The sequence below is a fragment of the Streptomyces sp. SJL17-4 genome (assembly GCF_036826855.1).
Classification (GTDB): domain Bacteria; phylum Actinomycetota; class Actinomycetes; order Streptomycetales; family Streptomycetaceae; genus Streptomyces.
Genome location: NZ_CP104578.1, coordinates 7,779,867 through 7,796,331, shown reverse-complemented (window position 1 = coordinate 7,796,331; position 16,465 = coordinate 7,779,867). Strand labels below are relative to the sequence as shown.

The window sequence follows — 16,465 nt, the reverse complement described above, 5'->3', positions numbered from 1 at the left end:
ATGCCCTGCGCCACCGACAGCGGGCCGGGGAGGGGATCACCACCCGGGCGGGCTCACGACGCGCCGCCGTACGCCACACCCGCTACGCCGGTCGGCGCACTCCGATCTGCGCGTCCGGCATCTCCTTCCTACGGTGACTGAATGATCGTCACGTCAGCTGTCCGTCATGCTGCCGCCGGTACCGCGGCGGTGCTGCTCGTGCTGCCCGCTCCGTCGGCCACGGCATCTCCTGTCACCTCGACCGCGACTGTCACTTCGACCTCGACTGCCACCTCGACCGCGACTGCCACCTCGACCGCGGTGGCCGCTTCGACCGCGGTGGCCACGTCCTCCCTCCGGGAGCCCACGCCGCCCGCGCGCCAGTACCTCGACCGGGCCCGGCTCGGCCGGAAGGGCACCCAGGTGCAGCCGCTGCCGGGCGCGCCCGCCGTGCCCTCGGTCTCCGCGCTGTCGTGGGTGGTCGCGGACGCGTCCTCGGGCGAGGTGCTCGCCGCGCGCGACGCGCACCGGAAGCTTCCGCCGGCCAGCACCCTCAAGGCGCTGTTCGCCCTGACGGCGCTCCCCCACCACGAACCCTCCGAGCAGCACACCGTGGCCCATTCCGAGCTGACCGGGATCGGGGACGGCAGCAGCCTCGTCGGGGTGAAGGAGGGGTACACGTACAAGGTCTCGGACCTCTGGAACGGCGTGTTCCTCAGCTCCGGGAACGACGCGGTGCACGTCCTGGCCGCGATGAACGGCGGCTGGGAGTCGATGTCCCGGCAGATGCAGGAGAAGGCCAGGTCACTGGGGGCTCTGGACACCCATGTGGTGTCCCCCGACGGGTACGACGCCCCGGGGCAGGTGTCCTCCGCGTACGACCTGGCGGTGTTCGGCAGGGCCGGGCTCCAGGACCCGGTGTTCACCCGGTACTGCTCGACGGCGTACGCGGACTTCCCGGCGGGCTCCTGGTCGTACGGCATCGCCAACACCAACCGGCTCCTCACGGGCGCGGACGGTGTGGCCCGCTACCCGGGGCTCATCGGAATCAAGAACGGCTACACGAGCAACGCGGGCAACACGCTGATCTCCGCGGCCCGGCGCGGTGACCGGACGCTGGTGGTCTCGGTGATGAACCCACAGGGCGGCGGTGGACTCGCCGTGTACGAGGAGGCACGAGAACTCCTGGACTGGGGCTTCGAGGCGGCGGACCGGGTCCAGCCGGTGGGCTCCCTGCTCCCCGTACGGACGAAGGCGGTACGGGCGAAGGCGGCGGCCGGTTCGGGCACCCGGGCGGTCTCGGCGGCCGGTGGGGGTCGCGATGCGGGCGGGGACGGTCGGGCGCCCCGGGCCGGGGCGGAGGCGGTGGCCGCGCCCGCCGAGGACCCCGCGCGCGAGGCTGAGCCCTCGGGCGCGTCGGCCGGCCTTCCGCTGGCCCTGGTGGGCTCGGCCTGCACGGCCGCACTGGCGCTGTGGGGTTGGCGGCGCAGGTCGGCCCACCGGGCGGAGTGACCGCAGGTCGCCCCGAGCCGTCGGCGACGGTTCGGCGGGGGCCGCACGATCCCGCTTCTAGCCTGCGGGGACGCCGTCCGGGACGAGCTCGGACGGCCTTCCCGAGGGAGTGACGTGATGGTGGACCGGACGCTGGTAAGGAAGATCGCCGAGCGGTTCCGCGAGGTGAACGGCGACCATCCGATGACCGCGGCCGACGACGCGTACGTCACCGCGCAGTTCGTCCCCCTGGAGACCCTGTGCGCCTCGCTCGGCCGGGACGCCGACGCGGCCCGGCAACTGATGCTCGGGCGACTGCTTCCGCTGCCGGGCTATCTGCGCTCCGACGGCGCCGAGATGGTACCGAGCGATCTGTTCCGCCTCGCCGAGGCGGCGGGCGGACCCGAGCGGCTGCACGCCTGGTTCACCGCGCACTGGGAGGACCGGTCGCGGGGCGAGGCGGAATGGGAGGCGTATCTGAGTGGTCAGTACGTCTGTCTGCACACGGTGACGCCGACGCTCATCCGGCGAAAGGAGGAGCTGACGGCGGAGATCACCGGGGCGATGGCCACGGCGGCGGCCACGACGACGGCGACGGCCACGGCCGGATCGGCGGAGGGCGTCGCGGCCGGACCCGCGGAGGGCGTCGCGGCCGGACCCGCGGAGGGCGTCGCGGCCGGACCGGCGGACGGAGCCGGCCCCTCCCCCGAGTGGCGTGCCGCGCTTCACGCGCGCGTGGACGAGCTCGACGCGCTGGAGCCGGCCTTCACGGCGTACGACCGGCTGCGCTTCGGCGGCCCCACCTCGCGTGACACCTGCGTGGACGCGCCGCGCGCCCTGTTCCCGCGCGGCGGCCCGGCAGCGTGAGAACAGCGGCGGCCCGGCAGCATGAGGACAGCCGAGCCGCCGGGCCGCCCGCCGTCAGGCCCCCACGTACGCCGCGAGGTGCTCGCCCGTGAGCGTCGACCGCGCGGCCACGAGGTCGGCGGGGGTGCCCTCGAAGACGATCGTGCCGCCGTCGTGCCCCGCTCCGGGGCCGAGGTCGATGATCCAGTCGGCGTGGGCCATGACCGCCTGGTGGTGCTCGACGACGATGACCGACTTGCCGGAGTCCACGAGCCGGTCGAGCAGTCCGAGCAGCTGCTCGACATCGGCGAGGTGCAGCCCGGTGGTCGGCTCGTCGAGGATGTAGACACCGCCCTTCTCGCCCATGTTCGTGGCCAGCTTCAGCCGCTGGCGCTCGCCGCCGGAGAGCGTGGTGAGCGGCTGGCCGAGGCTGAGGTAGCCGAGACCGACGTCCGCGAGCCGCGCGAGGATGCGCTGCGCGGCCGGGGTGCTCGCCTCGCCCGAGGCGAAGAACTCCACGGCCTCGGTCACGGACATCGCCAGCACCTCGCTGATGTCACGGCCGCCGAGGAGGTATTCGAGCACCGAGGCCTGGAACCGCTTGCCCTCGCAGTCCTCACAGGTCGAGGAGACGCCGGCCATCATGCCGAGGTCGGTGTAGATGACGCCCGCGCCGTTGCAGGTGGGGCAGGCGCCCTCGGAGTTCGCGCTGAACAGCGCGGGCTTCACGCCGTTGGCCTTGGCGAAGGCCTTGCGGATCGGGTCGAGAAGTCCGGTGTACGTCGCCGGGTTGCTGCGGCGCGAGCCCCGGATGGGGCTCTGGTCGATCGACACGACGTCGTCGCTCGTGGGAATCGAGCCGTGCACCAGCGAGCTCTTGCCGGAGCCCGCGACGCCGGTGACGACGGCGAGGACCCCGAGTGGGATGTCGACGTCGACGTCACGCAGGTTGTGGGTCGTCGCGCCGCGGATCTCCAGCCTGCCGGTGGGCTCCCGCACGGTGTCCTTGACGGCAGCCCGGTCGTCGAAGTGGCGGCCGGTCACGGTGCCGCCGCTCCGCAGCCCGTCCACAGTTCCCTCGAAACAGACGGTGCCTCCCGCCGTACCGGCTCCGGGACCGAGGTCGACGACATGGTCGGCGATCGCGATCGTCTCCGGCTTGTGCTCCACGACGAGCACGGTGTTGCCCTTGTCCCGCAGTTGCAGGAGCAGTTCGTTCATCCGCTGGATGTCGTGGGGGTGCAGGCCGACGGTGGGCTCGTCGAAGACGTACGTGACGTCGGTGAGCGAGGAGCCGAGGTGGCGGATCATCTTGACGCGCTGCGCCTCGCCGCCGGACAGCGTGCCGGCGGGCCGGTCGAGCGAGAGATAGCCGAGACCGATCTCCACGAAGGAGTCGAGGGTCAGCTGGAGCGCGGTGAGCAGCGGTGCGACCGAGGGCTCCTTGAGGCCGCGGACCCAGGTGGCGAGGTCGCTGATCTGCATGGCGCAGGCGTCGGCGATGCTGATCCGCTTGATCTTCGACGACCTGGCGCCCTCGGCGAGACGGGTGCCGTCGCACTCGGGGCAGGTGGTGAAGGTTACGGCCCGCTCCACGAAGGCCCGGATGTGGGGCTGCATGCCCTCCTTGTCCTTGGCCAGGAAGGACTTCTGGATCCGTGGGACGAGCCCCTCGTACGTCATGTTGATGCCCGCGATCTTCATGCGGGTGGGTTCGTGGTGGAGGAAGGCCTGGAGTTCCTTCTTCGTGTACCTGCGGATCGGCTTGGCCGGGTCGACGAGTCCGGACTCGCTGTAGAGGCGGTAGTTCCAGCCGCCGGGCGTGTAGCCGGGGATGGTGAGCGCGCCCTCGTCGAGCGACTTGGAGTCGTCGTAGAGCTGGCCGAGGTCGATGTCGGAGACCGTGCCCCGGCCCTCGCAGCGGGGGCACATGCCGCCGGTGCGGTTGAACGTCGCCCTGACGGTCTTCTTGTCGCCGCGCTCGACCGTGATGGCGCCGCTCGCCTTGACCGAGGGGACGTTGAAGGCGTAGGCGCTGGGCGGGCCGATGTGCGGCTTGCCGAGCCGGCTGAAGAGGATGCGGAGCATCGCGTTGGCGTCGGTGGCGGTGCCCACGGTGGAGCGGGGGTCGGCGCCCATCCGCTGCTGGTCGACGATGATCGCGGTCGTCAGGCCGTCGAGCACGTCGACCTCGGGACGCGCCAGGGTCGGCATGAAGCCCTGGACGAAGGCGCTGTACGTCTCGTTGATCAGCCGCTGGGACTCGGCGGCGATCGTGTCGAAGACGAGTGAACTCTTGCCCGAACCGGAGACGCCGGTGAACACCGTGAGCCGGCGCTTCGGGATCTCGATGCTGACGTCCTTGAGGTTGTTCTCCCGCGCGCCGTGCACACGGATCAGATCGTGCCGGTCGGCCGGGTGCGGCTGCTTGTCCGCCTTGGGGGCCTTGCTCATCGTCTCTCCAGCTGTCGCGCGGGGCCGAAAAACGGACCGGCGCGGTGCGCCGTGAGCGACGGCGGACGTATCGCGGGGTCCATGACTGCCACGCTAGCGGCGGCCGGATCCGGACGCTTCTCAAATCCTGATCGATGAGCCCGGCCAGGATCGACGACCCTGATCGGCGATCCTGATCGACGACCGTGATCGGCGACCGTGATCGGCGACCGTGATCGAGGACCCTGATCGGCGATCCCGATCGACGGTCTCGATCAGGCGCCCGGGAGGCCTTCCAGGGTCTGGTGCGACGCCGGGTGGGTTCCGGCCACATAGCGCTCCGCGGCGTGGACGGCCTCGCGGGCGGTCCGCTCCCCCATCAGCACGCACAGCGTGTACGCCGTGTCCTCGAACCGCCGGCGCGCCGACAGGTCGCACGGCCTGGCCAGCACGGTCCGCTCCTGGGCACGGTAGTGCCGGAGCAGCCGGTCGACCGTGTTCCTGTCGGGCAGAAGCATCGCGTCCTCCTTCTCCTGAGTCGCTCCATACTCCCGGTCGTCGGCCACACTCGCGACCGACACGGACACGCTCTGTGACGACCGGGCGTTCGAGACGCTCCCGGAGTGCGGTTCCGACGCCCATGGCGGAGGGTCGGAGACATGAATCCGAGCGCGATTTCGCGGGTGGTCGTCACCGGCGCCACCGGCAACGTGGGCACGAGTCTGGTACGGCTGCTGGCGCGCGAGCCGCGCGTCGGCTCGGTCCTGGGTCTGGCCCGGCGCCGGCCGGGCCTCGAACTGCCCGGGGTGGAGTGGGCCGAGGTGGACCTGTCCCGGGAGGGCGACGAACCGCTGCTTGCGCGGCACGTCGCCGACGCGGACGCCGTGGTGCATCTGGCCTGGCGGTTCGGGCCGACCCACGATCCGGTGGAGACGTGGCGGACGAACGTCCTGGGCGCGGTGCGCGTCTTCGACGCGGTCGCGGCGGCGCGGGTGCCGGTGCTGGTGCACGCCTCCTCGGTGGGGGCGTACTCCCCCGGCCCGGCGGGTGGCGCCCCGGTGTCCGAGGCGTGGCCGACGCACGGCTGGCCGGGTGCCGCGTACACCCGGGAGAAGGCCTATCTGGAGCGGGTCCTGGACACGTTCGAGCGGGATCATCCGCTGATCCGGGTGGTGCGGATGCGCCCGGCGTTCCTCTTCAAGGAGGAGTCGGCGAGCGGGCAGCGCCGGATCTTCGCGGGGCGCTTCTTCCCCGGGCAGCTGGTGCGGCCCGATCTGCTGCCGGTGCTCCCGGAGTTCGACGGGCTCCGCTTCCAGGTCCTGCACACCGAGGACGCGGCCGACGCCTACGGGCGGGCGCTGCTGCGGGACGTCCGCGGCGCGTTCAACCTGGCCGCGGAGCCGGTGATCGACGGCGCGGTCCTGGGCGAACTCCTGGACGCCAAGCCCGTACGGGTGCCGGCGGGCGCGGTACGGGGCGCCCTGTCGGCGGCCTGGCGCCTGAGACTCGCGTCCGCGTCCCCCGACCTCTTCGACGCGCTGCGGCACATGCCGCTGCTCGCGACGGAGCGGGCCCGTGAGGAGCTGGAGTGGGAGCCGTCGAGAACGTCCCTGGAGACCCTGGAGGAGTTCCTGCGGGGCGTCCGTGCGGGGGCGGGCGACGACACGGGCCCGCTGGCGGGTCACCGCATCGGCTGACCAGGGCGGCCAGGAGCCCGGCTCCTGGGCCACCCCGTGTGTCGCGCGGTGCCCGCGCGCCGACCGTCAGCCGGTCGGGCCGGACCAGTCGACGAGGCGGATGCCCGCGCCCGCGGCCTCGCGGCCCCGGCAGTGGGTGCGGTGGCGGCGCAGGATGCCTTCGATGTCGAGCCGGTGGGCGAACTCGGGGCGCGCGGCCAGGCGTCGGGCGTAGGCCCAGAGGGCCGGATATCCGGCGACCCGGTCCATCGCGGCGGCGTCCAGGTGCCAGCGGTGGACCGTGTCGAGCTGGACCAGGGTGACCCAGACGTGCACATCGGCGGCGGTCGGCGCGTCGCCGAGCACGTACGGGTGGCGGGCGAGGCGGCGTTCCAGGGAGCCGAGGGCCGCGAAGAGGACCGTGAGGGGGTCGTGGTGGGCGTCCTCGCCGTGGAGTCCGAGCTCACCGGCGCGCTGGGCGGCCCGGTTGACGCTCCGTTCGCACAGGTCGGTGATCGCCTCGATCTCGCCGCGGTGCTCCTCCGGCAGCAGCTCGGGGCCTTCGCCGCGGAAGCGGAGGGCGAGGTCCCGCAGGATGTCGGGGACGTGCGTGCTGACGATCCGTCCGGTCCACCCGTCGCTGAGGACGGGCGCCGCGGCCGGCCCGTCGTAGAGGTGGGCGCTCGCCTCGTAGAGCGGGCGGAGGGCCGCGTACCCGCCGTCGGTCGTGTCGGGGCTCTCGGGCAGCACGGAGAGCGGGAGCGTGTCGTCGAGTCCGAGCAGGCTGTGGGTCAGGGCGATGCTCAGACAGCCGGGGTCGTACGGGGCGACGTGGAGGCGGTAGCGGTGCGGTACGGCGTAGTGGCCGCTGTGGATGTCGCGGCCGATCCGGCCCCGGAAGGCGGGCACGGTGGAGGCGGGCAGCAGCGAGGACGGCACGACGGACATGCTTCTCCCTTGGGGGCGCTCGGTGCTGGGTCCGGGCGGCGCGCGGTGCGGCGCCGGTCGCGGCGTCGCGACGGCACCGGCCCCGCGGGGCCAGGAGGCAGCAGAGGTACGGGAAGAGGAGATGAGGGGCGCGGCAGGGTCCCCGCGGGAAGGGCGACGTCCCCTCGGCGAACAGACCCTCAGCGGGTGGGGTGAACCACCCGGCGGTGGCCACGACTCGCCGCGCTGCAGACCCGCAGCAGGTCGATGTGGCGGCGGGATGTGAGGGGCAGGGGGCGCGGGAGGGGTGCGGCGAGTGGCGTGTCGCGTCGACCGCTGCGTCCCATGGTTCCCTACCTGTTCGCTCGGTTTCCCCGTCCCGAGTGTCCGACCGGCCCCGGACGACGTCAAGGGTGCGGTACGGGCCACCTCCCGGGAGCGTGCGGAATAATGCGCGCATGCGCATTTCAGCCAGGGCCGATTACGCGGTGCGTGCCGCCCTCCAGCTCGCCGCCGCCCAGGACGGGGGTCCGCTGAAGGCCGAGGCCATCGCCGAGGGCCAGGGCATCTCGCACAAGTTCCTCGAAGGCATCCTCGGGGACATGCGCAAGGGCGGCCTCGTGGAGAGCCAGCGCGGCGGCAACGGCGGCTACTGGCTGGCCAGGCCGGCCGAGTCGATCTCGGTCGCCGAGGTCATCCGCTGCGTGGACGGCCCCTTGGTCTCGGTCCGCGGGGAACGGCCGCCGGACCTGTCGTACACCGGTCCCGCCGAGTCGCTGCTGACCCTCTGGATCGCGCTCCGGGCCGGCGTCCGCGAGGTGCTGGGGGTCTCGCTCGCGGAGGTCGCGGCGGCTCAGCTGCCGGACACGATCGTCGCTCTCGCGGACGATCCGGAGGCCTGGACCAACCCCTGAGCGACGGGCCAACCGCTCCCGAACTGCGCATATGTGACTGCTTCTCACCTGCCGAGACGGCCTTGTCCAGCTTACGGACACCCCTTGGGGCGGCGCCACTACCTCTGCCACTATCCCTACTATTCCAGTGGGGATATCGGGAACCATGTGAGGTGACGTGAGTACGCCGAGGAGATCGCCGAAGAGAACAGCGATACGCACCACCTCCGCACCGGCCGCGGGCCCCGTCGCGCAGCCCGCCGAAAGGCCGGGCGAAAGCCCGGTCGACCGGCCCGCCGACGACGCGATCTGGCCCCGCGTCACCCGCGAACTCGCCGACGACCTCGCCGTCGACGCCCTCGCCAGGGACCGGGCGGGCAAAGCGCCGTTCGACGAGGTCGCCCGGCTCCAGGAGGCCGGGCTCCCCGCCCTCCTGACGGCCCCGGGCCCGAACCGGCGGGGCGCCGACTGGCAGGCGGCGTGTGCGGTCGTACGGGAGATCTCCGCCGCCGACAGTTCGGTCGGCGAACTCCTCGCCCACCACTACGCCCTGTCCTGGAGCAGCCGCTTCTTCGGCGGCCCCGCGCGGGACCCGGGCACCCCGCTCGCCAACGGCCACCCCCTCGACGTGCGCACCACGGAGGGACGCTGGCTGCTCGCCGGGGGCGTCGAGGCGCCGCGCCCCGAGACCGGCGGCGGCCTCACGCTCACCCCCGCCGACTCCGGCGGGGGCTGGATCCTCGACGGGACCCGTGCCTTCGCCTCCGCCGTGACCGTCGCCGACCGGCTCGTCGTCGGGGCCCGCCCCGGCGGCAGCGGCGACCTCTTCGTCGTCCTGGTGGACCCGGCCGAACCAGGGGTGTTCACCGACGCCGGGACGGAACGGGTCGGCCAGCGACTCGCCGGCGCGGGCACCGTCACCTTCGACCGGGTCCCCGTGGCGCCCGAGGACGTCCTGGGCGCACTCCCCCACGACGAGCACGCCGTCGCCCCCTTCTCCACCCTCGCCCCGCTCGTCCTGCGACTGCTCCTGGTCCACGTCGGACTCGGCATCGCCGAGGGGGCGCTCGCCGAGGCCCGGGACATCAACCGCGCCGGTCACGCCGGACCGCCACCGGCGGGCCGCTCCGGTGGCGCCGCGGGCGGCTCCGTACCGTGGGGCGCCGGGGACGATCCGTACCTCCTGCTCGCGTACGGGGAGCTGGCGACGGCCGCGCACGCCGCCGCCGCGGTGGTGGAACGGGCGACGGACGCGCTGGACCACGGCCTGCTCGCCGGCTGGTCGCTGGGCGTGGAGGAACGCGCCGACATCGCCGTCCTGGTGGCGGCCGCCGAGACGGTCACCGGCCGGGCGGCCGGGCACATCACCACCCGCGTCCTCGAACTCGTCGACGGCACGGCGGGCGCCGACACCCGCGCCGGCGGTCCCGGCTTCGACCGCTTCTGGCGCAACGCCCGCGCGCTCACCGCCCCCACCCGGGCGGCCCACCGGCTCCGCGACATCGGGGACCACTACCTCAACGGCACCCACGCGCGGCTGACCCAGCCGGCCTGACATCGGACCCGCCCCGACCGGAGGGGCGAAGGGACGGACGGACCGGCATGTCGGGACGTCCGGCCCTCTCGTCGGGCGGCCCAAGGGCCCAAGCTGGGAGGTGCGGGTCCGGCCGTCCGGCGGGCCCGACACGGCAACCCACGGAGGCAGCCTGATGAGTCGTGAGATCGTCGCAGGAGTGGACGGATCCCCCGAGAGCCTCGCCGCGGCGGACTGGGCAGCCCGCGAGGCGCTCCACCGGGACCTCCCGCTACGGCTCGTGCACGCGTGGCGCTGGGAGCCGATCGATCTCCCCCTGATCCAGGACCGCGCGACCCAGGAGCGCGTCGCGGAGGAGGTCCTGCGCGAGGCCGAGGCCACGATCGCCCGACGCTACCCGAAGCTCACCCTCACGGCCGAGGTGCTGGGCGACACGGCGGTCGCCGCGCTGCTCGGCACCGAGGAGCGGGCCGAGATGCTCGCCATCGGCTCGCGCGGGCACGGGGCGATCGCCGGATTCCTGCTCGGCTCGTACGGCCAGCAGATCATCGCCGGCGCGACCCGCCCCGTGGTGGCCGTCCGGTCCCGCGACGGCGATCCGGCCGAACCGCCCACCGGGCACGTGCTCGTCGGGCAGCTCGGCAGCCCGGAGGACAGCGCCGCCGCGCTGGGCTTCGCCTTCGCCACCGCCGCCGCGCGCGGGGCGTCCCTGCGGGCCGTACGGGCATGGAGCCTGCCGGCGCTCTACGCGTACAGCCCGGCCTCGATGCGGCTCGCCGACGAGGCCGGCGGGCTGGTCCCGTACGAGGAGAACGCGCTGCGCGAGGCCCTCGCGCCCTGGCGCGAGCACTACCCGGACGTGCCGGTCACCGAGCACGTCGAGCTCGGCAGCGCCGGCCAGGTGCTGCTCTCCCACTCGGGGGCCGCCCAGCTCCTGGTGGTCGGCCGGCGGGCCAAGCGGGGGGCCGTCGGGCCGCGCATCGGGTCCGTGGCACACGCGGCCCTGCACCTCGCCCCCTGTCCGGTGGCGGTCGTCCCGCAGGGCTGAAAGGGTGCGACAGAGGTTGACGAGGAGTGTCGGGGTGGCCGGGGCCGGAAAGTGTTACCGCCGTCGCCCCGGTGGCTCTCCCCAGCGCCGGACCGTTCGGCGACCACGGCGAGAGAGCGGAGCTCCATGCGGCACCACGACCGTCCCGGTCACCCCGGCACCCCTGAACACACCCCGCACCCGCACGATGCCGTACGGGACTTCGCGGCGAATCCCGCGACGGAGAACGGGCCCGCGGCTGAGAACGGGCCCGCGGCGGCGGAGGGCCCGGCGGCGCGGGTGAGCGGACGGCACCGCAAGGGCGGCGGAGCGAGGCGACGCGCCGCGCCCCGGCCGTCCTTCCGGACCGCCGTCACGGTCGCCGGGACCGCGGCCGCCGTCCTGACGGTGGCCACCGGGATGTACGTCGCCTCCCTCGGGACCGGCGGCACGACCGCCACCCCCTCGGCCGCCGAGCCGGTGGTGTCGCTGCGTTCCCCCACCGCCGAAGCCGCAAGCGGCGCGCCGGAGGACGTACGGAAGGTACGGAAGGTGGGGACCGTACGGGAGGCGGGGACCGCACGTGGGCCCAGGCCGACGTCCTCGGCCCCGTCGGCGCCCTCGACCGCTGCCACGCCGTCCCCCCGTACGGCGCGGGCGACACCGGCCGGCTCCGAACCCACGACGCCCCGGCCGGAGACTCCTCCGAAGGCCGAGTCGGAGCGACGGCTCGAACCTCGGCCCCAACAGGCCCCGGCACAGCCGCGACCGGCCCAGCCCCAAGGGGAGCGGCAAGGCCGGCAGCAGGGCGCGGCCCCCGTGGCGGAGGCGCCGGCGGGGACGGCCGCGCGGTTCGTCCAGGACGTGGTCGCCCTCGCCAACGCCGAGCGGGAGAAGGCCGGTTGCGGCCCGCTGCGCTCCGAGAGCCATCTGCGGACCGCCGCGCAGGGCCACGCCGACGACATGTCCGCCCGCGGCTACTACGAGCACGCCGACCCGGAGGGCCGGGACGCGGGCGACCGGATGACCGGCGCGGGGTACACGTGGTCGACCTGGGGGGAGAACATCCACCGCGGGCCGAAGACCCCGGCACGGGCGATGGAGGACTGGATGGACAGTCCCGGTCACCGGGCGAACATCCTCAACTGCTCGTTCAAGGACATCGGCGTCGGGGTGACGCTGACGGCCAACGGCCCTTGGTGGGTGCAGAACTTCGGTGCCCGGCGCTGAGCCTCCGACCGGTCGTCAGGAGGCGGGAGCGGCGAGCTTCTGCACCCAGATCGTGCCGCCGGGACCGGGCACCGACGCGACTCCGGTGTCCCGGTACCGGCAGTCGAGCATGTTCTCCTCGTGCATCGACCCGTCCGTCCAGTCGTCGACGACGGACGCCGGGTCGGCCGTGCCCCGGTCCAGGTTCTCGGCCCAGGCGCTCCAGTCGTAACCGGCGGCGGTGATCCGGGTGTCCGCGAACTCGCCCTCGGGGCTGGCGTGTCCGAAGTAGCCGCGGGCGGCCATGTCACGGGCGTAGCCGCGGGCCGCCTCGGTGAGGCGGGGGTCGATGCGCAGCGGGGCGCAGCCCGCCGCCGCCCGGAGCCGGTTGACGAGCCCGGTCACCCGCTCCTCGCCCGTGGGTGCCGGTGTGGGGCGGGAGGTGCGGCGTGGGGTCGGGGGCGTGGTCGTCGGCGTGGGTGGGGCGGTGCGGGTAGGGGTCGGTGGCGCGGGGGGCGTCGTCGTCGGGGCGGGCGTCACCGGGGGCGCGGCGGCCGGGCTGCCCGGCGCCATGCGCGCGTGCGGCTCCTGGGGTACGAGGAGGGCGACCGCGCCGAGGACGGCCACGGCCGCGGCCCCGGCCACGCCGGCCCGGCGCAGGGGTGTCCAGCGGGAGACGGTGTCGGACGCGGCCGTGTCCGGGGCGGTCCTCCCGGACCCGGACGGGTGCGCAACGGCCGTGTCCGCAACGGTCGTGTCCGGGCCTGCGGTGTCCGGGATGGCGGTGTCCGGGCCTGCCGTGTCCGGGATGGCCGTGTCCAGGGCTGCCGTGTCCGGGATGGCCGCTTCGGACGCGACCGTGTCGAAGGCGACGGGCTCCGGGCCGGGGCCGTCCGTGAGGGCGATCACGAGCGGGGGTACCAGGCCGAGGCCGACGAGCAGGCCCTCGACGGGGGCGAGGCCGCTGCGGCCGGTGACCCTCGCCGCGCAGGAGGCGCAGGTCCGCACATGGCGGGCGACGCGTTTGCGCCAGAGCGGGGAGGGGCGGCCGTCCCAGGCCGTGACGGTCTCCGCGAGGCCGGGGCACATCGGCACGGCGTCGAGGGCGCGGACGACGGCGCGGCCCGTCTCCAGGCGTTCCTTCATCCGCTGGACGCGGACGGCGGCGTGCTGCGGGGATATTCCGCCGAGGCCCTCGGCGAGCTCGGCGCGGGTCAGCTCGCCCGCGGCTTCCAGCCACCACAGGGCGAGCAGCTCGCGGTCGTCCTCGTCGAGCCAGCGGGTCGCCCGGGCCACGTCGCGGCGCTGTCCGGACAGGCCCAGCCGGAGGATGGTGGCCTCGGTGAAGTCGCCGGCGGCCGGGTCGGCGAGGCCGGCGGCCCGGTCGAGGCCGGCCACGGGTGCCTGTTGGCGTTCGCGCCAGCGGCGGCGTATCCCGTTCATGGCGATGGCGACGAGCCACGGCCGGAAACGGGCCGGGTCGCGGAGACCGGCCAGGCCGTCGAGGGCCCGGACCATCGTCTCCTGGACGATGTCGTCGGTGTCGGCATGGCCGTCGAGGGCCCGGCCGACGATGTTGTGGACGAGGGGCAGGTAGGCGCGGACCAGCGCGTCCCTGGCGTGCGCGTCACCGGCCCTGGCGGCCTCCACCAGCGCGGTGGTGCGGCGCTCGTCGCTGTGCATGGATCTGCTCCCTCATCCCTGGTACGAGTCCCCCGTGGTTCGGAGACCCGTGGGCGAGCGAGGGATAACACTTATCGGTGATCGACGCCGACGTCCATCACACCGGTGGTACGGGCAGAGTCGGGACCGTGGCCCCGTTCCCCTCCCGGACGGCTTCCACGACGGCGTCGTGCAGATCGCGGCTCTCCTCCTCCGACGCGCACGGAACGGGACTGCCCGACATGGTGAACCAGTCGGACGCGCCGCTGTACTGCACGGCCACGTTTGCCTGGCCGTCGACGGCGGCCCAGGTCGTGTGGACGGTCACATCGCCCGTGACGACTCCGGCCTCGACGGTCAGCACCCCACCTCGCCCGGTGTAGACACCGGCGGTCGTCCAAGATGCCCAGCTCATCCATCCAGGTTCACACCCGGACGGCGGATGCGCCACCGACGGGACCGCCCCGGTCGGAAGAGTTCCGTCCGGGGCGGCGCCACGCGCGTGCTCGATGGGGCGGGGGAGGCGCGGGGCCTCCCGTGCCGGATCAGGCGAGGGAGGCGACGGCCTCGTTGAAGGTGGCGGACGGGCGCATCACGGCCGCGGCCTTGGCCGGGTCGGGCTGGTAGTAGCCACCGATCTCGGCCGGGGAGCCCTGGACGGCGACGAGCTCGTCGACGATCTTCTGCTCGTTGGCGGAGAGGGTCTCGGCCAGCGGCGCGAACGCCTTGGCCAGCTCCGCGTCCTCGGTCTGGGCGGCCAGCTCCTGGGCCCAGTACAGGGCCAGGTAGAAGTGGCTGCCGCGGTTGTCGATACCACCGAGGCGACGGGTCGGCGACTTGTCCTCGTTGAGGAAGGTGCCGGTGGCGCGGTCGAGGGTGTCGGCGAGGACCTGGGCGCGGGAGTTGCCCGTGGAGGTCGCGAGGTGCTCGAAGCTGGCGGCCAGGGCGAAGAACTCGCCGAGGCTGTCCCAGCGGAGGTAGTTCTCCTTGACGAGCTGCTGGACGTGCTTCGGGGCGGAGCCGCCGGCGCCGGTCTCGAAGAGGCCGCCGCCCGCCATCAGCGGGACGACCGACAGCATCTTGGCGCTGGTGCCCAGCTCCAGGATGGGGAAGAGGTCGGTCAGGTAGTCGCGGAGGACGTTGCCGGTGACGGAGATGGTGTCCTCGCCGCGGCGGATGCGCTCCAGGGAGAACTTCGTCGCCTCGACCGGGGACAGGATCTTGATGTCCAGGCCCTCGGTGTCGTGCTCCGGCAGGTACTGCTTGACCTTGGCGATCAGCTGGGCGTCGTGGGCGCGGTTCTCGTCCAGCCAGAAGACGGCCGGGGCGCCGGTGGCGCGGGCGCGTGTGACGGCGAGCTTGACCCAGTCCTGGATGGGCAGGTCCTTGGTCTGGCAGGCCCGGAAGATGTCGCCCTCGGCGACCTCCTGCTCCAGGACGACGTTGCCCTCGGAGTCGACGAGGCGGACGGTGCCGGCCTGGGCGATCTCGAAGGTCTTGTCGTGGGAGCCGTACTCCTCGGCCTTCTGCGCCATGAGGCCGACGTTCGGGACCGAGCCCATGGTCGACGGGTCGAAGGCGCCGTGGGCACGGCAGTCCTCGATGACGGCCTGGTACACGCCGGAGTAGCTGTGGTCCGGGAGGACGGCGAGGGTGTCGGCCTCCTGGCCGTCCGGGCCCCACATGTGGCCGGAGGTGCGGATCATGGCCGGCATCGAGGCGTCGACGATGACGTCGGACGGCACGTGCAGGTTGGTGATGCCCTTGTCGGAGTCGACCATCGCCAGGGCGGGGCCCGCGGCGAGCTCGGCCTCGAAGGAGGCCTTGATCTCCTCGCCCTGCGGGAGGGTCTCCAGGCCCTTCAGGACGCCGCCGAGGCCGTCGTTCGGGGAGAGGCCCGCGCCGGCGAGGACCTCGCCGTACTTCGCGAAGGTGGCGGGGAAGAAGGCGCGGACGACGTGGCCGAAGACGATCGGGTCGGAGACCTTCATCATCGTGGCCTTGAGGTGCACGGAGAAGAGCACGTTCTCGGCCTTGGCGCGGGCCACCTGCTCGCCGAGGAAGGTGCGCAGGGCGGCGGCGCGCATGACGGCGGCGTCGACGACCTCGCCGGCGATGACCTTCAGCGGCGCGCGGAGCTCGCTGGTGGTGCCGTCGGCGGCGGTGAACTCGAAGCGGAGCGTGTCGTCCTGGGTGACGACGACGGACTTCTCGGTGGAGGCGAAGTCGTTCTCGCCCATGGTGGCGACGTTGGTCTTGGACTCGGGGGTCCAGGCGCCCATGCGGTGGGGGTGGTTCTTGGCGTAGTTCTTGACCGAGCCGGGCGCGCGGCGGTCGGAGTTGCCCTCGCGCAGGACCGGGTTGACGGCCGAGCCCTTGATCTTGTCGTAACGGGCGCGGACGTCCTTGTCCTGGTCCGTCTTCGGGTCGTCCGGGTAGTCCGGGAGGGCGTAGCCCTGCGCCTGGAGCTCGGCGATCGCGGCCTTGAGCTGCGGGATGGACGCCGAGACGTTCGGCAGCTTGATGATGTTGGCGCCGGGCGTCTTGGCCAGGTCGCCGAGCTCGGCGAGGGCGTCGGCGATGCGCTGGCCCTCCTCCAGGAACTCGGGGAAGACGGCGATGATGCGGCCCGCGAGGGAGATGTCCCGCGTCTCGACCGTGACTCCGGCCTGCGAGGCATACGCCTGGATCACGGGCAGGAACGAGTACGTCGCCAGGGCAGGCGCCTCGTCAGTGTGGGTGTAGATGATGGTCGAGTCAGTCACCGGGTGCTCCGCTCCACGTCTGC

At 73.4% G+C, this 16,465-nt stretch carries 13 protein-coding genes; 7 read left to right on the top strand and 6 right to left on the bottom strand.

Going from position 1 to position 16,465, the window contains the following annotated elements; genetic code table 11:
* Window positions 1-141: 141 nt before the first annotated feature.
* Together N5875_RS35025 and N5875_RS35020 are read left to right on the top strand one after the other, a co-directional pair.
* Window positions 142-1,491, top strand: a complete 1,350-nt coding sequence (locus N5875_RS35025) for a D-alanyl-D-alanine carboxypeptidase (protein ID WP_338498318.1) — start codon at window positions 142-144, stop codon at window positions 1,489-1,491.
* A 117-nt stretch (window positions 1,492-1,608) separates the two neighbouring features.
* Window positions 1,609-2,337 (top strand): DUF6058 family natural product biosynthesis protein, encoded by a 729-nt coding sequence (locus tag N5875_RS35020; RefSeq protein ID WP_338498316.1) that lies wholly within the window; start codon window positions 1,609-1,611, stop codon window positions 2,335-2,337.
* 54 nt (window positions 2,338-2,391) lie between these two features.
* Here the strand turns inward: N5875_RS35020 and N5875_RS35015 are convergent, their stop codons facing one another.
* Both N5875_RS35015 and N5875_RS35010 read right to left on the bottom strand, forming a co-directional pair.
* Entirely contained in the window at window positions 2,392-4,770 is a 2,379-nt protein-coding gene (locus N5875_RS35015) for an excinuclease ABC subunit UvrA (RefSeq protein ID WP_318211510.1), read from the bottom strand.
* Between the two features lie 254 nt (window positions 4,771-5,024).
* Window positions 5,025-5,267, bottom strand: coding sequence for a DUF5133 domain-containing protein (locus N5875_RS35010; protein WP_318211509.1), 243 nt, complete (start codon window positions 5,265-5,267; stop codon window positions 5,025-5,027).
* A 141-nt stretch (window positions 5,268-5,408) separates the two neighbouring features.
* On the opposite strand from N5875_RS35010, the gene N5875_RS35005 reads away from it, so the two are divergent.
* Window positions 5,409-6,446 (top strand): NAD-dependent epimerase/dehydratase family protein, encoded by a 1,038-nt coding sequence (locus N5875_RS35005; protein WP_338498314.1) that lies wholly within the window; start codon window positions 5,409-5,411, stop codon window positions 6,444-6,446.
* A gap of 66 nt (window positions 6,447-6,512) precedes the next feature.
* Here N5875_RS35005 and N5875_RS35000 read toward each other — a convergent pair whose 3' ends face one another.
* On the bottom strand, window positions 6,513-7,373 hold the full coding sequence (locus N5875_RS35000; RefSeq protein ID WP_338498312.1) for a glutathione S-transferase C-terminal domain-containing protein: 861 nt from the start codon (window positions 7,371-7,373) through the stop codon (window positions 6,513-6,515).
* Between the two features lie 437 nt (window positions 7,374-7,810).
* On the opposite strand from N5875_RS35000, the gene N5875_RS34995 reads away from it, so the two are divergent.
* From N5875_RS34995 to N5875_RS34980, 4 genes are all read left to right on the top strand, one after another.
* Window positions 7,811-8,266, top strand: coding sequence for an Rrf2 family transcriptional regulator (locus N5875_RS34995; RefSeq protein ID WP_318211506.1), 456 nt, complete (start codon window positions 7,811-7,813; stop codon window positions 8,264-8,266).
* A gap of 157 nt (window positions 8,267-8,423) precedes the next feature.
* The gene (locus tag N5875_RS34990; protein ID WP_338498311.1) at window positions 8,424-9,800 is read left to right on the top strand and encodes an acyl-CoA dehydrogenase; all 1,377 of its coding nucleotides are present in this window, start codon (window positions 8,424-8,426) and stop codon (window positions 9,798-9,800) included.
* Between the two features lie 154 nt (window positions 9,801-9,954).
* Window positions 9,955-10,827, top strand: coding sequence for a universal stress protein (locus N5875_RS34985; RefSeq protein WP_318211504.1), 873 nt, complete (start codon window positions 9,955-9,957; stop codon window positions 10,825-10,827).
* Window positions 10,828-10,953: 126 nt separating this feature from the next.
* Window positions 10,954-12,036, top strand: a complete 1,083-nt coding sequence (locus N5875_RS34980; RefSeq protein WP_338498309.1) for a CAP domain-containing protein — start codon at window positions 10,954-10,956, stop codon at window positions 12,034-12,036.
* A gap of 15 nt (window positions 12,037-12,051) precedes the next feature.
* On the opposite strand, the gene N5875_RS34975 is transcribed toward N5875_RS34980, so the two are convergent.
* The 3 genes from N5875_RS34975 to N5875_RS34965 all read right to left on the bottom strand — a co-directional run bounded on the left by N5875_RS34975 (window position 12,052) and on the right by N5875_RS34965 (window position 16,442).
* Window positions 12,052-13,698, bottom strand: coding sequence for a sigma-70 family RNA polymerase sigma factor (locus tag N5875_RS34975; RefSeq protein ID WP_338498307.1), 1,647 nt, complete (start codon window positions 13,696-13,698; stop codon window positions 12,052-12,054).
* 97 nt (window positions 13,699-13,795) lie between these two features.
* Window positions 13,796-14,092, bottom strand: a complete 297-nt coding sequence (locus N5875_RS34970; RefSeq protein WP_318211501.1) for a hypothetical protein — start codon at window positions 14,090-14,092, stop codon at window positions 13,796-13,798.
* Between the two features lie 130 nt (window positions 14,093-14,222).
* Window positions 14,223-16,442: an NADP-dependent isocitrate dehydrogenase gene (locus N5875_RS34965; protein ID WP_338498305.1), complete on the bottom strand. Its 2,220-nt coding sequence runs from the start codon at window positions 16,440-16,442 to the stop codon at window positions 14,223-14,225.
* Window positions 16,443-16,465: the final 23 nt, after the last annotated feature.

Coding starts and splice junctions, on each gene's coding strand:
- N5875_RS35025 (WP_338498318.1), top strand. CDS start 142: ATGATCGTCACGTCAGCTGTCCGTCATGCTGCCGCCGGTACCGCGGCG.
- N5875_RS35020 (WP_338498316.1), top strand. CDS start 1,609: ATGGTGGACCGGACGCTGGTAAGGAAGATCGCCGAGCGGTTCCGCGAG.
- N5875_RS35015 (WP_318211510.1), bottom strand. CDS start 4,770: ATGAGCAAGGCCCCCAAGGCGGACAAGCAGCCGCACCCGGCCGACCGG.
- N5875_RS35010 (WP_318211509.1), bottom strand. CDS start 5,267: ATGCTTCTGCCCGACAGGAACACGGTCGACCGGCTGCTCCGGCACTAC.
- N5875_RS35005 (WP_338498314.1), top strand. CDS start 5,409: ATGAATCCGAGCGCGATTTCGCGGGTGGTCGTCACCGGCGCCACCGGC.
- N5875_RS35000 (WP_338498312.1), bottom strand. CDS start 7,373: ATGTCCGTCGTGCCGTCCTCGCTGCTGCCCGCCTCCACCGTGCCCGCC.
- N5875_RS34995 (WP_318211506.1), top strand. CDS start 7,811: ATGCGCATTTCAGCCAGGGCCGATTACGCGGTGCGTGCCGCCCTCCAG.
- N5875_RS34985 (WP_318211504.1), top strand. CDS start 9,955: ATGAGTCGTGAGATCGTCGCAGGAGTGGACGGATCCCCCGAGAGCCTC.
- N5875_RS34980 (WP_338498309.1), top strand. CDS start 10,954: ATGCGGCACCACGACCGTCCCGGTCACCCCGGCACCCCTGAACACACC.
- N5875_RS34975 (WP_338498307.1), bottom strand. CDS start 13,698: ATGCACAGCGACGAGCGCCGCACCACCGCGCTGGTGGAGGCCGCCAGG.
- N5875_RS34970 (WP_318211501.1), bottom strand. CDS start 14,092: ATGAGCTGGGCATCTTGGACGACCGCCGGTGTCTACACCGGGCGAGGT.